Source organism: Dongia mobilis, from assembly GCF_004363235.1.
Classification (GTDB): domain Bacteria; phylum Pseudomonadota; class Alphaproteobacteria; order Dongiales; family Dongiaceae; genus Dongia; species Dongia mobilis.
On record NZ_SNYW01000006.1, the window covers coordinates 692,609 to 709,219 of the forward strand.

Annotated in this window: 18 protein-coding genes; 10 read left to right on the plus strand and 8 right to left on the minus strand. The window is 65.5% G+C overall.

Features of this window, described 5'->3' with window-relative positions:
- From kynB to A8950_RS04825, 4 genes are all read right to left on the minus strand, one after another.
- Positions 1 to 627: an arylformamidase gene (gene kynB, locus A8950_RS04810; RefSeq protein WP_133612446.1), complete on the minus strand. Its 627-nt coding sequence runs from the start codon at positions 625 to 627 to the stop codon at positions 1 to 3.
- Between the two features lie 90 nt (positions 628 to 717).
- Positions 718 to 906, minus strand: coding sequence for a hypothetical protein (locus A8950_RS04815; RefSeq protein WP_133612447.1), 189 nt, complete (start codon positions 904 to 906; stop codon positions 718 to 720).
- A 122-nt stretch (positions 907 to 1,028) separates the two neighbouring features.
- The gene (gene hisI, locus A8950_RS04820) at positions 1,029 to 1,439 is read right to left on the minus strand and encodes a phosphoribosyl-AMP cyclohydrolase (protein WP_133612448.1); all 411 of its coding nucleotides are present in this window, start codon (positions 1,437 to 1,439) and stop codon (positions 1,029 to 1,031) included.
- A 5-nt stretch (positions 1,440 to 1,444) separates the two neighbouring features.
- Positions 1,445 to 2,764: an NAD(P)/FAD-dependent oxidoreductase gene (locus tag A8950_RS04825; protein WP_208109735.1), complete on the minus strand. Its 1,320-nt coding sequence runs from the start codon at positions 2,762 to 2,764 to the stop codon at positions 1,445 to 1,447.
- Positions 2,765 to 2,960: 196 nt separating this feature from the next.
- Between A8950_RS04825 and A8950_RS04830 the strand changes: the two genes are divergently transcribed.
- Positions 2,961 to 3,887, plus strand: coding sequence for a DMT family transporter (locus tag A8950_RS04830; RefSeq protein ID WP_133612450.1), 927 nt, complete (start codon positions 2,961 to 2,963; stop codon positions 3,885 to 3,887).
- Positions 3,888 to 3,890: 3 nt separating this feature from the next.
- Here A8950_RS04830 and speB read toward each other — a convergent pair whose 3' ends face one another.
- Positions 3,891 to 4,880: an agmatinase gene (gene speB / locus A8950_RS04835; RefSeq protein WP_133612451.1), complete on the minus strand. Its 990-nt coding sequence runs from the start codon at positions 4,878 to 4,880 to the stop codon at positions 3,891 to 3,893.
- Between the two features lie 277 nt (positions 4,881 to 5,157).
- Between speB and A8950_RS04840 the strand changes: the two genes are divergently transcribed.
- Together A8950_RS04840 and A8950_RS04845 are read left to right on the plus strand one after the other, a co-directional pair.
- Positions 5,158 to 6,108: a DMT family transporter gene (locus A8950_RS04840; protein ID WP_133612452.1), complete on the plus strand. Its 951-nt coding sequence runs from the start codon at positions 5,158 to 5,160 to the stop codon at positions 6,106 to 6,108.
- 16 nt (positions 6,109 to 6,124) lie between these two features.
- Positions 6,125 to 6,475, plus strand: a complete 351-nt coding sequence (locus tag A8950_RS04845; protein ID WP_133612453.1) for an ethanolamine utilization protein EutQ — start codon at positions 6,125 to 6,127, stop codon at positions 6,473 to 6,475.
- Between the two features lie 12 nt (positions 6,476 to 6,487).
- Here the strand turns inward: A8950_RS04845 and A8950_RS04850 are convergent, their stop codons facing one another.
- Complete coding sequence (locus tag A8950_RS04850; protein WP_133612454.1) at positions 6,488 to 8,026, minus strand: UxaA family hydrolase; 1,539 nt, start codon at positions 8,024 to 8,026, stop codon at positions 6,488 to 6,490.
- 95 nt (positions 8,027 to 8,121) lie between these two features.
- Between A8950_RS04850 and A8950_RS04855 the strand changes: the two genes are divergently transcribed.
- The 3 genes from A8950_RS04855 to A8950_RS04865 are packed head-to-tail and all read left to right on the plus strand — an operon-like array spanning position 8,122 to position 10,711.
- On the plus strand, positions 8,122 to 8,856 hold the full coding sequence (locus A8950_RS04855; protein ID WP_133612455.1) for a GntR family transcriptional regulator: 735 nt from the start codon (positions 8,122 to 8,124) through the stop codon (positions 8,854 to 8,856).
- Positions 8,853 to 9,884, plus strand: a complete 1,032-nt coding sequence (locus tag A8950_RS04860; RefSeq protein ID WP_133612456.1) for an aldo/keto reductase — start codon at positions 8,853 to 8,855, stop codon at positions 9,882 to 9,884. The genes A8950_RS04855 and A8950_RS04860 overlap by 4 nt, the downstream gene beginning before the upstream one ends.
- 2 nt (positions 9,885 to 9,886) lie before the next feature.
- Positions 9,887 to 10,711, plus strand: coding sequence for an amidohydrolase family protein (locus tag A8950_RS04865; protein WP_133612457.1), 825 nt, complete (start codon positions 9,887 to 9,889; stop codon positions 10,709 to 10,711).
- Between the two features lie 81 nt (positions 10,712 to 10,792).
- On the opposite strand, the gene A8950_RS04870 is transcribed toward A8950_RS04865, so the two are convergent.
- Positions 10,793 to 12,526 (minus strand): SulP family inorganic anion transporter, encoded by a 1,734-nt coding sequence (locus A8950_RS04870; RefSeq protein ID WP_133612458.1) that lies wholly within the window; start codon positions 12,524 to 12,526, stop codon positions 10,793 to 10,795.
- The gene (locus A8950_RS04875) at positions 12,523 to 12,777 is read right to left on the minus strand and encodes a helix-turn-helix domain-containing protein (protein ID WP_133612459.1); all 255 of its coding nucleotides are present in this window, start codon (positions 12,775 to 12,777) and stop codon (positions 12,523 to 12,525) included. The genes A8950_RS04870 and A8950_RS04875 overlap by 4 nt, the downstream gene beginning before the upstream one ends.
- Before the next feature lie 193 nt (positions 12,778 to 12,970).
- On the opposite strand from A8950_RS04875, the gene A8950_RS04880 reads away from it, so the two are divergent.
- From A8950_RS04880 to A8950_RS04895, 4 genes are all read left to right on the plus strand, one after another.
- A complete protein-coding gene (locus A8950_RS04880) occupies positions 12,971 to 13,819 on the plus strand; it encodes a fumarylacetoacetate hydrolase family protein (protein WP_133612460.1) in 849 nt (282 codons plus the stop codon).
- 21 nt (positions 13,820 to 13,840) lie between these two features.
- Entirely contained in the window at positions 13,841 to 14,788 is a 948-nt protein-coding gene (locus A8950_RS04885; protein WP_133612461.1) for a carbohydrate kinase family protein, read from the plus strand.
- Between the two features lie 13 nt (positions 14,789 to 14,801).
- Positions 14,802 to 15,467 (plus strand): transaldolase family protein, encoded by a 666-nt coding sequence (locus A8950_RS04890; protein WP_133612462.1) that lies wholly within the window; start codon positions 14,802 to 14,804, stop codon positions 15,465 to 15,467.
- Between the two features lie 142 nt (positions 15,468 to 15,609).
- Positions 15,610 to 16,548, plus strand: a complete 939-nt coding sequence (locus A8950_RS04895) for a dihydrodipicolinate synthase family protein (protein WP_133612463.1) — start codon at positions 15,610 to 15,612, stop codon at positions 16,546 to 16,548.
- Positions 16,549 to 16,611 lie beyond the last annotated feature (63 nt).

Sequence of the window (16,611 nt, forward strand, 5' to 3'; positions counted from 1 at the left end):
TTACAGACTCCGCAGAATGGCGCGCACAGGGCTGGAATCTGCGCCGGCAATCTTCAGGGGCAGGGCGATGAGTTCATGAATGCCGAACGGCACGGCATCCAGCACCAGCCCCTCGAGGATCGCCATGCGATGCCGCGCCACGGCCCGATGTGCATCCATGGTCTTGGAATCCTGCGGGTCGAGCGACGGCGTGTCGGTGCCGATGAGGCGGATACCGCATCCGGCCAGCGCGTCGATCAGGCTGGCATCGAGCGCCTTGAACTGGGCGTCCCAGTTCTCCTGCGGTGCGTGCTGGTAGGTACAGAGCAGGACCCGCACAATGCCATCCTGCAATTGCGGCAGGACGTCATCCGCGGTAATCAGCCTGCCGGCACCACGCGCGTCCACCACCAGTGCCGGGCCAAGATAGAGGCCGGGATCGACCGCTTCCATGGTGGCGCCGCCGGCATCGTAATGGAACGGCGCATCGGCATGGCTGCCGCTATGGGTCGAGAGGGTGAGGGCGGAGACATTGACCGGCACACCCGGGCCCATCTGCCAGGTCCGGCGAAGGTCGAACGCAGTATCACCCGGCCAGACCGGCAGGCCGTTACGGAGTGTCTGCGAGATGTCGTAGATCTTGGTCATGATGCGCCCTGGGAGGCGGCAACCATAACCGAGCCGGCGGCCGCATTAAAGCCGCGCCGTTGGACTATCTGAGCGGGCGGTCCGGGCGGATTATTTGGGTGCCAGCACGAAGAAATAGGCGGCAGCGCCGCCGCCGGCCACGATTACCAGCAGCCAGAGCAGGATGCCCATCGTCTCGACTGCGCCCAGCCCCTTCTTGACAGGCTTGGCCGCGGTCGTTTCGGGCTTGCGCCCGGCAACCAGGTCGAGGGCCTTCTGTTCGTTCTCTTGACGGCTCATGGGGCCAGCTCAGCCTTGCTCATCATGCCGGAAATGGCATTTGAGGCTAGCGCGCCCGGGCTTAACAAGCCCTTAACCCTGTTGGCGGGATCGGCGATTTGGCGGCTGTCGGCGCCTCCGGGTCAGGACCGGTAGAGCGCCTCCGGGTCCGCGATGATTTCCGCCACGATCCGGGGGGCGCCATCGCGGATGGCGGTGAAAAAACAGGAACGTCTTCCCGTATGGCAGGCGGCGCCCTTCTGGTCGACCAGCAGCAGCAGGCAGTCCCGGTCGCAATCCACGCGCAATTCGACCAGATGCTGGACCTGACCGGAACTGTCGCCCTTGCGCCACAGCGCCTGGCGCGAGCGCGACCAGTAGACCACACGCCCGCCGGCCAGCGTTTCGCGGATGCTCTCCCGGTTCATCCAGGCCAGCATCAGGACTTCGCCGCTGTCATGCTGCTGGGCGATGGCGGGGATAAGGCCATCGGCGTCGAATTTCAGCGCGTCGACGAAGCCGGCAGTTTCCGGCGTCAGGGTGGTTTCCGGCATAGGCGTCACCAGATCGACATGGGTTGCTTGACATCGCCCTCGGCAAAGCGCGAGAGGCGGAAGGCGCGACTGACAAGGTTGTTGGCCCGGCCCAAGGCAAGATCGCTCATCACCTTGCCGACGACTGGCCCCAGGGCAAAGCCATGGCCGCAGAAGCCGGTGGCGATCAGCAGTCCGGGATGATCCGCCGGCGCGTCCAGCACGGGGATGCCGTCCGGCAACGAGTCGATGTTGCCGGCCCATTGCTCGGCGATGCCGACCCGGCCGATTGCCGGGAAGTCGCGCTGCAGGACCGAGACCGCATCCTTGAGACGGTTTTGGACCGGCGGGATCAGCGGTTCGCGTTCGTGAATGGCCGGCTTCTTCGCCTCGTCGCGCCAGGGCAGGCGCTGCGCGAGGTCGCGCAGCATCGGCGCACCCACATGCAGATCGATCCCCTTCTTGCTGTCGAGATAGGGCCGCCAGTACCAATGCGCGAGGCGGATGTGATCGAGCGTCAGGTCGACATCGCCGTGCAGGCTGGAGGCAATGTTGAACGACCCGTCCTTGCGCATCCTGAAGGCGACGTTGTCGCCGACAAAGGCACTGTTGGTGAGATGCGGCAGGATGTTGGTGCGCGCCACCGAGGCGCGGATCCAGGATTGCGGCAGGAAGATGCCGATCCGCTTCAGGATTCGCCAGGAACTGGCCCCGGCCGAAACCATGACCTTGTCGGCTCTGACTGTGCCCCATTCGGTGACGACCCCGGAGACGCGGCCGCCGCTTCGCTCGATGTCGAGGGCGCCGCAGCCTTCCAGCACCGCGGCGCCGAGATCGCGTGCCCGCAGGGCGAAGGCCAGCGCTACCTTGCGCGGTTCGGCATGGCCATCACTCTCGGTATAGAGGCCGCCGATGTTCGGATTGGTCATGCCGGGCAGCAGCCGTCCCACCTCGGCGGGCGAGAGCAGCCTGGAGTCAAGGCCGAAGCCACGGGTGTCGTTGTACCACTTTTCGCGATAGGCCATGGTGGCTGGGCGGTTGGTCACATAAAGCGCGCCGCCCTGGTTCCATTCGAGATCGGCGTTGAGCTCGGCTTCAAGCCCGCGCCAGATCTCCTTGCCGGCCTGCATCAGCGGGATCTCGTCCGGGTCGCGCATCTGCACGCGCACGAAGCCCCAGGCGCGCGAACTCTGCTGCGCGGCGACCCGCGACTTGTCAATGAGGACCACCTTCATGCCGGCCTTGGCCAGACAATAGGCAGTGGCGCAGCCCTGGATGCCGGCGCCGATAATGACGATATCGGCCCGCTCGGGCAGGGCGTTGGGCGCAATCGGCTGGCTGGTCACCGGGTTTCCTCGTACTGGGCAATTGCGTGGCGCATGGCGCTTCGGGAATGTCCGTTCTGGCCGTCCTCCTGTCAATCGGCCGCGGCATGCAGGAATCATCCGCAGGCCATGTGCTGGCGGCATTTGACGCCTGCCATCACGCTCTGGGAAAGTGCCGCGCCTTCGCCCATGCCGGGCTGGCCGGATCGGGGGAAAAATGGGTCGCGGTGCGGGAGTTGCCGGGCTGCTTCTGGCGGCGCTGTTCTGGGGCGGGATGATTCCGCTCAACAAGTTCCAGCTGGAGCGCTGGGATCCCTATTTCCTGATCGCCATCCGCTCCCTCGGCGCGGTGCCATTGCTCTACCTGCTCATGCTGTGGACCGACCGCGCCCGGCCGCGCCCGAGCCCCGTGCCGCAATCGAGGGTCTGGCTCTTCGGCGTGGTCGGCAATGGCGGCTTCGCACTCCTTTATACCCTCGGGGTCAAGTTCAGCGATCCGATCCTGGCCGCCATCATCACGGCGGCGGCGCCGGCTATCGCCGCGGTGACCGACCGCGTCTTTTTCCGCCTGCCATTCAACCACCTGATGCTGCCCGGCATCGTCGCCAGTGCCGTCGGCTGCACACTCGCCTCGATCGATGTCAGCGGCGGGCGTGTCGGCGGCATCGCCTTCGGCGGCGGTGAGTTGCTGGTGCTGGCATCGACCGTGTGCTGGGCCTGGTATTCCACCGTGGCGCAGCGCTGGTGTCCCGACTGGTCGCAGCCGCGCATCACCTTCGCCACCATGGCGACCTCTGGCGTCGCCGCCTGCCTGCTCTATGCCGTGCTGATGCTGGCGGGAGAGGTCACGTTTCCGCCCCCGCCGCCGGCGCGCTGGGAGGAAAGCTTCAGCCTCGCCTGGTATGTCGTGACCGTGATGGTGCTGGGCGTCGTACTGTGGAATGCCGGCGTGCGTGCCGTCGGCGTGGTCACGGCCTCGCTCTATGCGAACCTCACGCCGTGCATCGCCATCCTGATCCTGGTCCTGCTGCAGGGGGCGGAACCCACCGCCCAGCAGATGCTGGGCGGTGCGCTGGTCCTTGCTGGCATCGTCTATTCCGAATGGCGCATCCTGGCCGCAAGGCGGCAGATGCGGCCGATCTGAACCTCAGCCGCGCCGGAACTTGCCGGACGCCTTGCGTTTGGCCAGCAGGCAGATGAGGTCGCAGGCGATATGCGCGGCGGCCAACGCCGTGATCTGGCTCTGGTCGAAGGGCGGCGCCACCTCGACCACATCCATGCCGACGAGGTCCAATTCGGTGAAGCCGCGCACGATCTCGAAGGCCTGGGCGCTCGACAATCCACCTGACACAGGCGTGCCCGTCCCGGGCGCGAAGGCGGGATCGAGGCAGTCGATGTCAAAGGTGAAATAGGCCGGGCGGTCGCCGACGATCCGGTTCACTTCGCTGATCGCCGCCTGCGGCCCGTGGCTGTGGACCCATTGCGCATCCAGGATGTTGATGCCCATGAAATCGTCATTCCAGGTGCGGATGCCGATCTGCACGGAATGCTTGGGATCGATCAGCCCCTCTTTCACCGCCTTGTAGAACATGGTGCCGTGGTTGAGCGAATCCGGCGTATCGTCCGCCCAGGTATCACAATGCGCGTCGAAATGGATGAGCGACAGCGGCTTGCCGAATTTTTCGACATGGGCTTTCAGCAGCGGATAGGTGATGTAGTGGTCGCCGCCGAAGGTCAGCATGCGCGCGCCTGATTTCAGGATGTGCCGCGCATGATCGACAATCGCGTCGTGGATCGTCATCGGATTGTGCGGATCGAGGTAACAGTCACCAAAATCGATCACCGCCAGGCTTTCGAACGGATCGAAGCCCCAGGGATAGGGCTTCAGCGAGGCCACTTCGGCCGAGGCGAGGCGGATGCCCTGCGGACCGAGGCGGGCGCCAGGCCGGTGCGTGGTGGCAAGATCCAGCGGCACGCCGCTGATTGCCAGGTCGGCGCCGGAAAGGTCCTTGCTGTAGTTGCGCCGCATGAAGGAGAGCACGCCGGCAAAGGTCGGCTCGAGGGCGAGGCCATAGGGTGATTTTCGGGCAATGGCGCCGTCGATCTTGATGTCGTCGTCGTGCTGGCTGCTGGACATGCTTTCTTCCGTTCCTGGGCTGCTGGCCTGGGTCTCCCGCTTGTCGAACTTCGTCAAGCGGTTGATGGCTATGTGTTGTCTGATGTTCGGGGCTCTCCCCCGGATGGTCGTTTCTGATCGTGGAATTCTGCATCCGACGGGGCTCTCCCCCGCCTGGTCTTGTTGTCGCGTCCCGCTTTCCAGGCCGGACGCGACCTTGACGAAAATAGAAAAGCCCGCGCAGAGTGTCGAGCCATAGTTTTGTGGCAGCGCTTTCCTCAACACTTTCTCGCGTATCATGACCAAATGGATCGGCTATGGCGGGCTGGTGCTTCTGGCCCTGCTCTGGGGCACGATGGTGCCGTCGGTCGCGCATCTGTTGCTGGTCTGGGATCCCTATTTCCTTGCCGCCTTCCGCTATATCGGCGCCGTCCCGCTGATGTGGCTGGCCTTGAAGATGGTCGAGCGGCGGGTGCCGCCGGCGGCAGCTGAAGCGAGGGCATCCGCCACCGGCTGGCGCATCTGGCTGCTGGGCTTTCTCGGCATTGCCTTCTATGCCACCGCCTTCACCGTCGGCATCCGCTATTGCCATCCGGTCACGGCCGCGATCCTCAGCGCTGCCAGTCCGGTGGTGGCGGTGCTGGTCGACCGCTTTGTCTTCCGCATCCCGGTCGATCCGCGCATGCTGCCGGCGATCGTGCTGGCGATTCTCGGCGGCTGCCTCGCCACGGTGCATTTCGACGGTGGCGCCATGTTCGATTTCCGCGGCGGCGAACTCTTGATCATCGCCGCCATCGCCAGCTGGTCCTGGTATTCGACCGCGGCACAACGCTGGTGCCGGGGCTGGGGCCAGTTGCGCATCACCACGGTAACGATGACCACCGGCAGCGTCGGCCTGGGCTGTGTCTACCTGGTTGCCGTACTGATCGGCGCGGCGCCGTTTCCGCCGGCGCTTTCGGCCGAACCGCTGGACTGGGCGATCCTGGCCTGGGTCACGGCCGTACTCGTCGCCTTCGGCGTCTATCTGTGGAATTTCGGCGTCAAGCGTACCGGTGTCGTGGTGGCCAGCCTCTACCTCAACCTGGTGCCGATCGTGGCGATCGGCATCTTCGCCCTTTCCGGCACGGTGCCGAGCTGGCCGCAGGTCATCGGCGGTATCCTGGTGATCCTTGGCGTGGCATTGTCGGAATGGGCGCTGCTGAAGGCGCGCAAACAGGACCCGGCCCTGCGCGCGGCACGGTCGACCTGAGCAAGGAGGATGTGACATGGCCGAGGTGAGGCATTTCAAGCGCGGCGAGATGAAGTTCGAGACCTATGGCGGCCCGCCGGGGACGGCCGAGATCAGCCGCCTGGTCGGGCCCGAGCTTTCGCATACGATGGGTGTCGGTATCGCCAAATTCGACGGCTGCTCGATCGACTGGACCGTGCTTTATGACGAGATGATCATCGTCATCGAAGGCTGGTTCCGCCTGAAGCATCCGGGCGGCGTCATCGAGGCCGGACCCGGCGACGTGATCTGGTTGCCGGAAAAAACCCCGATCACCTACGAGGGCGAAAAGGCGATCGTCTGCTACGCGCTCTACCCGGTCGACTGGAGGAAGCGGCACAATCTCTAGGCTGCCGCGCCTTCACATCGTGGCGCCGATCTGCCAGGGCACGAATTCGTTGTCGCCGTAGCCGAGCTGCTCGGACTTCGATTTCTCGCCCGAGGCCACGCGCAGGACAAGGTCGAAGATCTCGCGGCCCTTTTCCTCGATGCTCACGCCGTCCAGCACGTCGCCGCAATTGATGTCCATGTCCTCGACCATGCGGCGATACATGTCGGTATTGGTGGCGAGCTTGATGGACGGGGTCGGCTTGCAGCCATAGGCCGAGCCGCGGCCGGTGGTGAAACACAGAATATTGGCGCCGCCCGCCACCTGGCCGGTGGCCGAGACCGGGTCGTAGCCCGGCGTGTCCATGAAGACGAAGCCCTTTGCCGTCACCTTCTCGGCATATTCATAGACTGCGGTGAGGTTCGTGGTGCCGCCCTTGGCGGCGGCACCCAGCGATTTCTCCAGGATAGTGGTAAGGCCGCCGGCCTTGTTGCCGGGCGAGGGGTTGTTGTTCATCTCGCCGCCATTGCGGGCGGCATACTCTTCCCACCACTTGATGCGCGCGATCAGCTTCTCGCCCACCTCCCGACTGATGGCGCGGCGGGTTAGCAGATGCTCGGCGCCATAGATCTCCGGCGTTTCCGAAAGGATGCCGGTCCCGCCGTGGCGGACCAGCAGATCGACCGCCGCCCCCAGCGCCGGATTGGCGGTGATGCCGGAATAGCCATCCGACCCGCCGCATTGCAGGGCGAGGATGAGTTCCGAGGCCGGGATGGTCTCGCGCCTGACGTTATTGGCCTTCGGCAGCATTTCGCGGATTGCGGCCACACCGGCTTCGATGGTCTTCCTGGTGCCGCCGCTATCCTGGATGGTCATGGTGCGGAAGGTGTCGCTCTCGACGATGTCGTAGGCTTCCTTCATGCGATGGATCTGGAACACCTCGCAGCCGAGGCCGACCAGCAGCACGCCGGCAAGGTTCGGGTTGGTGGCATAGCCCCATTGCGTGCGTTTCAGGATCTCGAAGCCCTCGCCCCTGGCCGCCATGCCGCAGCCGGTGCCGTGCACGAAGGGGATGATGCCATCGATATTGGGGTAGTCGTCCAGCATGCCGGAACGTGTGACGGCCTCCGCCATGAAGCGCGCGACCGAGGCCGAGCAATTCACCGAGGTGAGGATGCCGATATAGTTGCGCGTGCCGGCACGCCCGTCGGCGCGGCGATAGCCCTGGAAGGTCGCGCGCTCATGGAGGGGCAGCGGCGCCTCGTTCCGCGCGCCCGCACCGAAGGCATAGTCGCGCTCGAATTCGCCCATGGCCGTGTTGTGCTCATGCACCCAATCGCCGGGCAGGATCGCCGCGGTGGCGAAGCCGATGATCTGGCCGAATTTGAGGATCGGCGCGCCCTTGGCGATGTTTGCCACCGCCATCTTGTGGCCCCTGCCGATGCGGCCATTGGCGGCGATGCCATTGCTCACCGCGCCTTGCGCAATCTCGTCGACGGCGACCACGACATTGTCGACGGGCGAAAGGCGGATCGCGCGGGGCTGGGTGGCGACGGCGGAAAGCTGGCTCATGGCTCGGGTTCCTGTGACCGGCGGCGCGAGGCCCAAGCCCCGCGAATGGGTCAGAAAGGTGTTGCGTTTTGAAAGCCACATTCTAACATGCTAGTATGAATTCGGAAGCGAAATCATATGATTTCCTCGGTGACGTCAGCGGGCCGGGCCGTGGCGGCACCACCGCGCGGGTCGTCGAGGCTATCCGCGAAGCCATTGTTTCGCTTGATCTTCCGCCCGGAACCCAGCTCGACAAGGCGGCTCTCTGTACGCGCCTTGGCGTCTCGCGCTTTCCGGTTTCCGAGGCGCTCTCGCGCCTCCAGGCCGAGGGTCTGGTCGAGATCCGGCCGCAATCCGGCACCATCGTCGCCCGCATCCGCCTCGCCGATGTGCGCGAGAATCTGTTCATCCGCCGCGCCCTCGAGGCCGAGGCGGTGCGCAGCCTTGCCGGCACCTGCCGGGCGGATTTGCTGGATTCACTCCGGCGCAATCTGCGCTATCAGAAGGCCGCCGCCGAAGCCGGGGACCGCAAGGGGTTCCATGTCCTCGATCTCGCGTTCCACGACATCATCTTTCAGGCACTCGGCTTCGAGCGGGTGAAGGCAATGGTCGAATCCGCGCGCCTCGGCCTTGACCGCATCCGCCGCCTGCTCTCCAGTCGCCGGCGCCATGAACTGACCTTCCAGGAACATGAAGCCGTGCTGCAGGCACTGGCGGCCCATGACGGCGAGGCTGCCGCGCGCGCCATGGTGGCGCATCTCGATGCCGTCATGGCCGAATTGCTGACTCTCGCTGAAGCGCAGCCGGACATCTTTGCCGATCAAGCGAGAACACAAGGGTTGGCGACATGAAGACACGACGCTTCCGCGCACCGTCGGGTGCGACGATCGAATTCACCGAACTCGGCTTCGGTACGGCACCCTTGGGCAACCTCTATCGCGCCTTGTCGGAAGCGGAGGCGCAGGCGACGCTGCAGGCCGCCTGGGATGCGGGCCTGCGCTATATCGACACGGCACCGCTCTATGGCCTGGGGCTTTCCGAAACCCGGATCAATCACTTCCTGCGCGGCAAGCCGCGCGATTCCTATGTGCTCTCCACCAAGGTCGGCCGGCTGCTCGAAGCCTGCCCGCCCGAGCGGCGCACCGGTATCGGCAAGTTCTTCGACACGCCGTCGCGGCGCGAGGTCTACGATTACAGCCATGACGGCATCCTGCGCTCGGTCGAGGCATCGCTGGAACGCCTCGGCATCGATCGTATCGACATCCTCTTCGTCCACGATATCGACGTCTTCAACCACAAGAGCGTCGCGGCACGGGACGCGAAGGTGGCGGAGCTGATGAAGAGCGGCTATGGCGCGCTGGTCAAGCTGCGCGACCAGGGCATCATCAAGGCCTTCGGCGCCGGTGTCAACGAATGGGAAGTGTGCGAGATCCTGGCGCGCCGGGGCGATTTCGATCTCTTCCTCCTGGCCGGGCGCTACACGCTGCTGGAACAGGAATCGCTCAATTCCTTCCTGCCGCTCTGCGTCGAGCGCGGCATCGGCATCGTCATCGGCGGCGCCTACAATTCCGGCATCCTGGCGAGCGGCGCGAAACCCGGCGCCTTCTACAATTACGATCCGGCACCGCAACACATTCTCGAGCGGGTCGCCGGCATCGAGCAGATCTGCAAGCGCCATGGCGTGCAGTTGGTCGAGGCGGCCTTGCGCTTCCCGCTGGTGCATCCTGCCGTGGTCAGCGTCATTCCCGGGGCCAGCCGCCCGGAGGAAGTGACCCTCAACATGCGCATACTGGCGGCCGAGATCCCGTCTGCCCTCTGGGCCGAGCTCAAGGCCGCAGGCTTCATCCGCGCCGAAGCACCGGTACCGGCGGGGGCGTGAACATGCGGATCGACGCGCATCAGCATTTCTGGGCTCCGGCCCGCGGCGATTACGGCTGGATGGTTGCGAGCCCGGCGCTGGCGCCGATCCGGCGCGATTTTCTGCCCGCCGACTACGAGTCCTTCCGCAGGCGCTACAACATCGAGCGCACCGTGCTGGTGCAGGCGGCACCCAGCATCGAGGAAACCGAATACATGCTGGGCCTCGCCGACGCGACGCCCTGGATCGCCAAGGTGGTGGGCTGGGTCGATTTCGAGGACCGCCTCCATCGCCGCCATCTCGAGCGCTGGGCGCGGCATGGCAAATTCTCCGGCGTACGGCCGATGATCCAGGACATCGCCGATCCCGACTGGATGCTCCGGCCCGACGTGCAATGGGGCTATGACGCGATCTGCGCCCTCGACCTCACCTTCGATGCGCTTGGCTTCCCGCGCCATCTCGGCAATTTCCGGCGCCTGTTCGACCGCTATCCGAAGATGCGCATTGTCATCGACCATTGCCTGAAGCCGGAGATTCGCAGCGGCGCCTTCGAGCCGTGGGCCGCGGGCATCGCCGAGATCGCGGCGAAGACCCCGGTCTATTGCAAGCTCTCCGGCCTCGCCACCGAGGCGAAGGCGGATTGGACGGTCGATACCCTGCGGCCCTATGCCGAACATGTCATCAGGAGCTTCGGCCCCGACCGCGTCATCTGGGGCTCCGACTGGCCGGTGGTCAATCTGGCCGGCGGCTTCGACCTCTGGCGCGACGCGGCGGTGAAGATCGTCGGCCAGGCGGATGCCGCGCGCATCTTTGGCCACAACGCTGCCGGCTTCTACCGGATCGGGTGATCGATTTTCCGTTCGTCATCCCCGGGGCGAAGTCGCGGGAATCGGGTGTCGCGGTTTAAGGACAGGTTTCAGTCGCTCCGCCTAGGCCGCCGGCTTTTCTTCCAGCGGGCGCCCGATCGCCGTCAGCGCATCCTCGATCGATTTCTCGAACCTCACCAGCGGCGGCTTCACCCCATGGGCCCAGAGGGTGTGGCGGACGGCGGGGGCGGCCCCCGTGACGATGAAGGTGACGCCTTTGCGATGTGCCTTCCTGGCATTGCCCTCGATCGTGTTGGCGGCGGTGGAATCCAGGAAGGGCACGGAGGCGAAATCCAGGATGAAGGTCTGCGGCCGGTCGGCGATGCGATCCAGCACGGCGCCGACCGTTGACGCGGCGCCGAAGAAGAACGCGCCGGTGATGCGATAGATCACCAGATCGGGATCGCTGCTGAGTGCCGCATCATAACTGGCGCGGTCGCCGTTGGCATTGTCGGCGCGATCCTCGGCAATGACGGGGGCATGACTCTCGACGCTGATCGATTGCGCCATGCGATGCAGGAACAGCAGGGAACCCAGCGCGAAGCCGACCAGGATGCCCTCGGTCAGATCGCGGAACACAGTCAGCAGGAAGGTCGCCAGCACCACCACCGCATCGCCGCGCGAGGAACGCAGCAGGGTACCGAAGGCGTGCCGTTCCGCCATGTTCCAGGCGACCACCGCCAGCACGCCGGCAAGGGCCGCCAGCGGGATGAAATCGGCCAAGGGCGCCGCCACCAGGATGAATACCAGCAGGAAGAGGGCATGCAGTATGCCGGCGATGGGGCCATGGGCGCCGGCGCGCACATTGGTGGCGGTGCGGGCGATGGTGCCGGTGGCGCAGATACCGCCGAAGAGGGCCGAGCCGATATTGGCGATTCCCTGCGCCACGAGTTCGCAATTCGAGCGATGCCGCCGCCCGGTCATGCCGTCGGCGACCACTGCCGAGAGCAGGGATTCGATGGCGCCCAGCAACGCGAAGGCGAACGCATCCGGCAGCACGGCCATGGCGAGTTCCGGCGTGAAGTGGGGCAGGCTGGGCAGCGGCAGGGTTTGCGGAATGCCGCCGAAGCGCGCGCCGATGGTGTCGACCGGGAGATTGAACGCCCAGCCGGCGATGCCGGCAGTTGCGACGGCAATCAGCATACCCGGCCAATGCGGCCGATACCGCTTCAATCCGGCGATAATCGCGATCACCAGGAGGGCGATGCCGAAAGCGGCCGGGGTGAAGGTGTCGCGCGCCACGACCAGCGCTTTCACCTTGGCGACGATCTCGCCCGGTTCCGGCCCGGCCAGCGAGAGGCCGAGGATCTCCTTGATCTGGCTGGCGAAGATGATGACCGCGATGCCGGCTGTGAAACCGACCGTTACCGGATAGGGGATGAATTTGATGTAGGAACCGAGGCGCAGGAAACCGAGCGCCATCAGCAACACACCGGCCATCAGTGTCGCCAGCAGCAGGCCGTCGATGCCGTGGCGCGAAACGGTGGCGGCCACCAGGATGATGAAGGCGCCGGCCGGCCCACCGATCTGGAAGCGGCTGCCGCCCAGGGCCGAGATCAGGAAACCGCCGATGACGGCGGTATAAAGACCCCGGTCCGGGGTCGTCCCGGAAGCGATGGCGATCGCCATGGAAAGCGGCAGGGCGACGATGGCGACGGTCAGGCCGGCAATGGCATCGGCCTTGAAGTTCTGCGCGCTATAGCCCTCGCGCAGGATGGTCACCAGCTTCGGCGTGAACATCTCGGCAAAGCTGGGGCGCGCGGCGCCGGCGATGCCGTCCTGCGTGGTGCCGGTCATGGCTGCTTCTCCCTGAGGCGCACGCCGCGCCCCCTACCCGTGCTCGGCGCGTCATCCCCGATCAGTTCCAGCCCGGCGACACCCAGGGCTGTGACCAGCTTCATCAGCGAATCCACATTGGCGCGGACGACGCCCGGGCTAGCTTCCATTCGCTGGATCGTGGGCAGCGAAAGCGAGGCCATTTCGGCCAGCGTTTTCTGATCGATTCCGAGCAGGGCGCGCGCTGCTCGCATCTGTGCGCCAGTGATCATCCGGCACCTCTTCATTGGGTGGCGTGCTAGATATCTAGTGTGTTCATTATGATATGCTAAGCATCACTTATGCTGTTTTCAATATCAATGTTTGCGCTTGCATTGTTGCCTTCCGTTGGCGCGAAAAATCTGGTCTATATCAAGGCCTTCGGCCATCTGCCGATGGCTCCGGTTTCCCAATTAGAGGCGAGTGATGAAACTCCTGCGATACGGTCCACGCGGCGCCGAGAAGCCCGGCATGCTCGACAAGGATGGCGCCATCCGCGATCTCTCCAAGGTGGTCGACGACATCGCCGGCAGCGTGCTGACGCCGGAAGGCCTGGCCAAGCTGAAGGCGCTTGATCCGGCAAGCCTGCCCAAGGTGGAGGGCCCGGTCCGCTATGGTCCCTGCGTCGCCCGCACCGGCAAGTTCATCTGCGTCGGCCTCAATTACTCGGACCATGCCAAGGAAACTGGCGCCGAGCCGCCCAAGGAGCCGATCCTGTTCATGAAGGCGACCAGCGCCATCGTCGGTCCCGATGACGAGGTGATGATCCCGAGGAATTCGAGGAAGACCGATTGGGAGGTCGAGCTTGGCGTCATCATCGGTCGCGAGGCGCGTTATGTCTCGGAGAAGGACGCGATGGATCACGTCGCCGGCTATTGCGTTGTCAACGATGTGTCGGAACGGGAATTCCAGGCCGAGCGCGGCGGCCAGTGGACCAAGGGCAAGTCGGCCGACACATTCGGTCCGATCGGCCCCTGGCTGGTGACCAGGGACGAGGTTGCGGACCCGCAGAATCTTGCTCTCTGGCTTGAGGTCGATGGCCATCGCTACCAGAACGGCTCGACCAAGACGATGATCTTCGGTGTCCGCCATCTGGTGCACTACATCTCGCAATTCATGAGCCTGCAGCCGGGCGACGTGATCTCGACCGGGACGCCGCCGGGTGTCGGCCTCGGCATCAAGCCCAATCCAATCTTCCTGAAGCCGGGCCAGGTGATGCGCCTCGGCATCGAAGGCCTCGGCGAACAGCGCCAGCAGGTCATCGCAACACCCTGATTGCCGGCGGGGAACGCGCCCATGTTCCTGTGCTGCGGCGACGCGCTGTTCGATCTCTTCTCCCTGCCGGGCGATGGTCCCGCGACCATTCGCCTGGAGGGAAGGGTGGGCGGCTCGCCCCTCAATGTTGCCATCGGCCTGGCGCGCCTCGGCCGGCCGGTTGCCTATTTCACCAAGAACTCGCGCGACCTCTTCGGCCAGCGCATTGCGGCGACCCTGCGGGCCGAGGGCGTCGATACGAATCTGATGCTCGAGGTCGACAACAATTCGACCCTGGCGGTGGTCGAACTCGATGCGGCGGGCGTGCCGGCCTATGCCTTCTATACCGGCGGCACGGCGGACCGGTCGCTGACCGAGGCCGAATTGCCGGCCAGCCTGCCGCCGGCGATCCGCGCCATCCATATCGGCTCCTACACCACGGCGACCGAACCGACCGCCTCCAGCCTGGTGGCATTGGTGAAGCGCGAGGGCGGGCGGCGCTTCATCTCATATGACCCCAATATCCGCCCTTCGATCGAACCGGACCTTGAAGTCTGGCGCCGGCGCATTGCCTCGCTCGCGGGCACGGCGCATCTCCTGAAGCTGAGCGCCGAGGATGCGGCACTGCTGTTTCCCGGCCAGAGGCCGGAGCATCTCGCCGCCGACTGGATTCGCGGCGGCGTGCGCATGGTCGTGGTGACGCGGGGTGCGGATGGCGCCATCGCCTTCACCGGCGGCGGCTGTTCGGCGGCCGTGTCCGGCTACCACGTCGAGGTGGTCGACACGGTGGGGGCGGGCGATACTTTCCAGGCCGCGATGCTGGCTTGGCTGGAACGGCATGACGCGCTCACCGCCGCCGATGCCGCCGCCCTTGATTCCGACGACCTGCGCGCCATGCTGAATTTCGGTGCCCGCGCCGCCGCCATCACCTGCGGTCGCCGCGGCGCCGACATGCCGCGCCTCGGCGAACTCGCCCATCTCGCCTGGTAACGAAAGCGATCCGATGACCTACCGACTTTTCATTGACAGCGCCAAGCCGCAGGAATGGGATCTCGCCCGGGCGCGCGGCTGGCTCCACGGCGTCACCACCAACCCGCTTATCATCCAGCGCGCCGGTTTGCGGGTCGAGCTGGCGACAGCGCGGGATCTGGTCGAGGCCGCGAAGGAACGCGCGCTGGCCGAGATCCAGCTGCAGGTCACTGGCCATGGCGCCGAGGAGATGCTGGCGAGCGGCCGGGCCCTGCGCGCGCTCTGGGGCCATGTCACGGTCAAGGTGCCGGCGACCGCCGCCGGTTTCGCGGCGGCGACGCAGCTCATCCGCGACGGCGCCCATGTCACCATCACCGCCTGTTATTCGGCGCAGCAGACCATGCTGGCGGCCGCCATCGGCGCCCGCTATGTCGCCCCCTATTATGCACGCATGCTGGATGCCGGGCTCGACGCGGATGAGCGCCTGGATGCCATGCAGCGCATTGCCGGGCAGCAGCAGAACCTGTCGGTCCTGGTCGCCAGCATCCGCTCCGTCGACCAGTTGGAGACCCTGGCCCGGCGCGGCTTCGATACCTTCACCCTTTCCGCACCCATCGCCGCGGCGTTCGGGCAGACAGCCGAGAGTGACGCCGCAGCGGCTGATTTCATGAAGGCGGCGGAGGATTCCCTAAAATCCTGAATATCCGTTCAGTTTCTGAACGCCTGTTCAGCCTGGAACCCGCCCCGTCGGACCCGCTTGCCTTGCGCCCGCCGATGACCTTATCTGTCCCGGCCGCGCGATGGGGCGCGGTCACAGGCTGACAAAAGGATCCACCCGCATCATGGCCGCCAACATCTTCCAGGGCACCATTCCCGCCCTCATGACCCCCTGCAAGCCCGACCGTTCGCCCGATTTCGACAAGTTGGTGGAAACGGGGGCGGGCCTTATCAAGGCCGGCATGTCGGCAGTGGTCTATTGCGGCTCCATGGGCGACTGGCCGCTCCTCACCGACGAGCAGCGCATGGAAGGGGTCGAGCGGCTGGTCAAGGCCGGCATCCCCGTGGTCGTTGGCACCGGCGCCCAGAACCCGGCACGGGCGGCGGCCCTGGCGGCGCACGCCAAGAAGGTGGGGGCGGGCGGCCTGATGATTATCCCGCGCGTGCTTTCGCGCGGTCCTTCGGCCGCTGCCCAGCGCGCGCATTTCGCCGGCATCCTCGAGGCGGCCGTCGATCTGCCCTCGGTCATCTACAACAGCCCCTATTACGGCTTCGAGACCAAGGCCGATCTGTTCTTCGACCTGCGCGCGAGGTACAAGCACCTGGTCGGCTTCAAGGAATTCGGCGGCGCGGAATCGCTGAGCTATGCCGCCCAGCACATCACCGGCAAGGACCCGTCGCTCACCCTGATGATCGGCGTCGACACCCAGGTGTTCCACGGCTTCGTCAACTGCAATGCCGGCGGCGCCATCACCGGCATCGGCAACGCGCTGCCCAAGGAAGTGCTGCATCTGGTGGCGCTGTGCGAGAAGGCCGCGACGGGAGACGTCGCCGCGCGGGCACACGCGAAGGAGCTGGAAGCGGCACTCATGGTGCTCTCGACCTTCGACGAGGGACCGGATCTGGTCCTCTTCTACAAGCACCTGATGACCCTCGAGGGCCACAAGGGTTACGAACTGCATTTCAACGCCAGCGATGCCCTGAGCCCGGCGCAGAAGAGCTTCGTCGAGAGCCAGTGGCAGCTCTTCAAGACCTGGTATGCGGCCTGGGCCAAGGGAAAATAGCAACCGGCCGATCCATGAAACGACAGGCCGGCGACAGCGCCCGGTAACCGCAACAAGGATGGT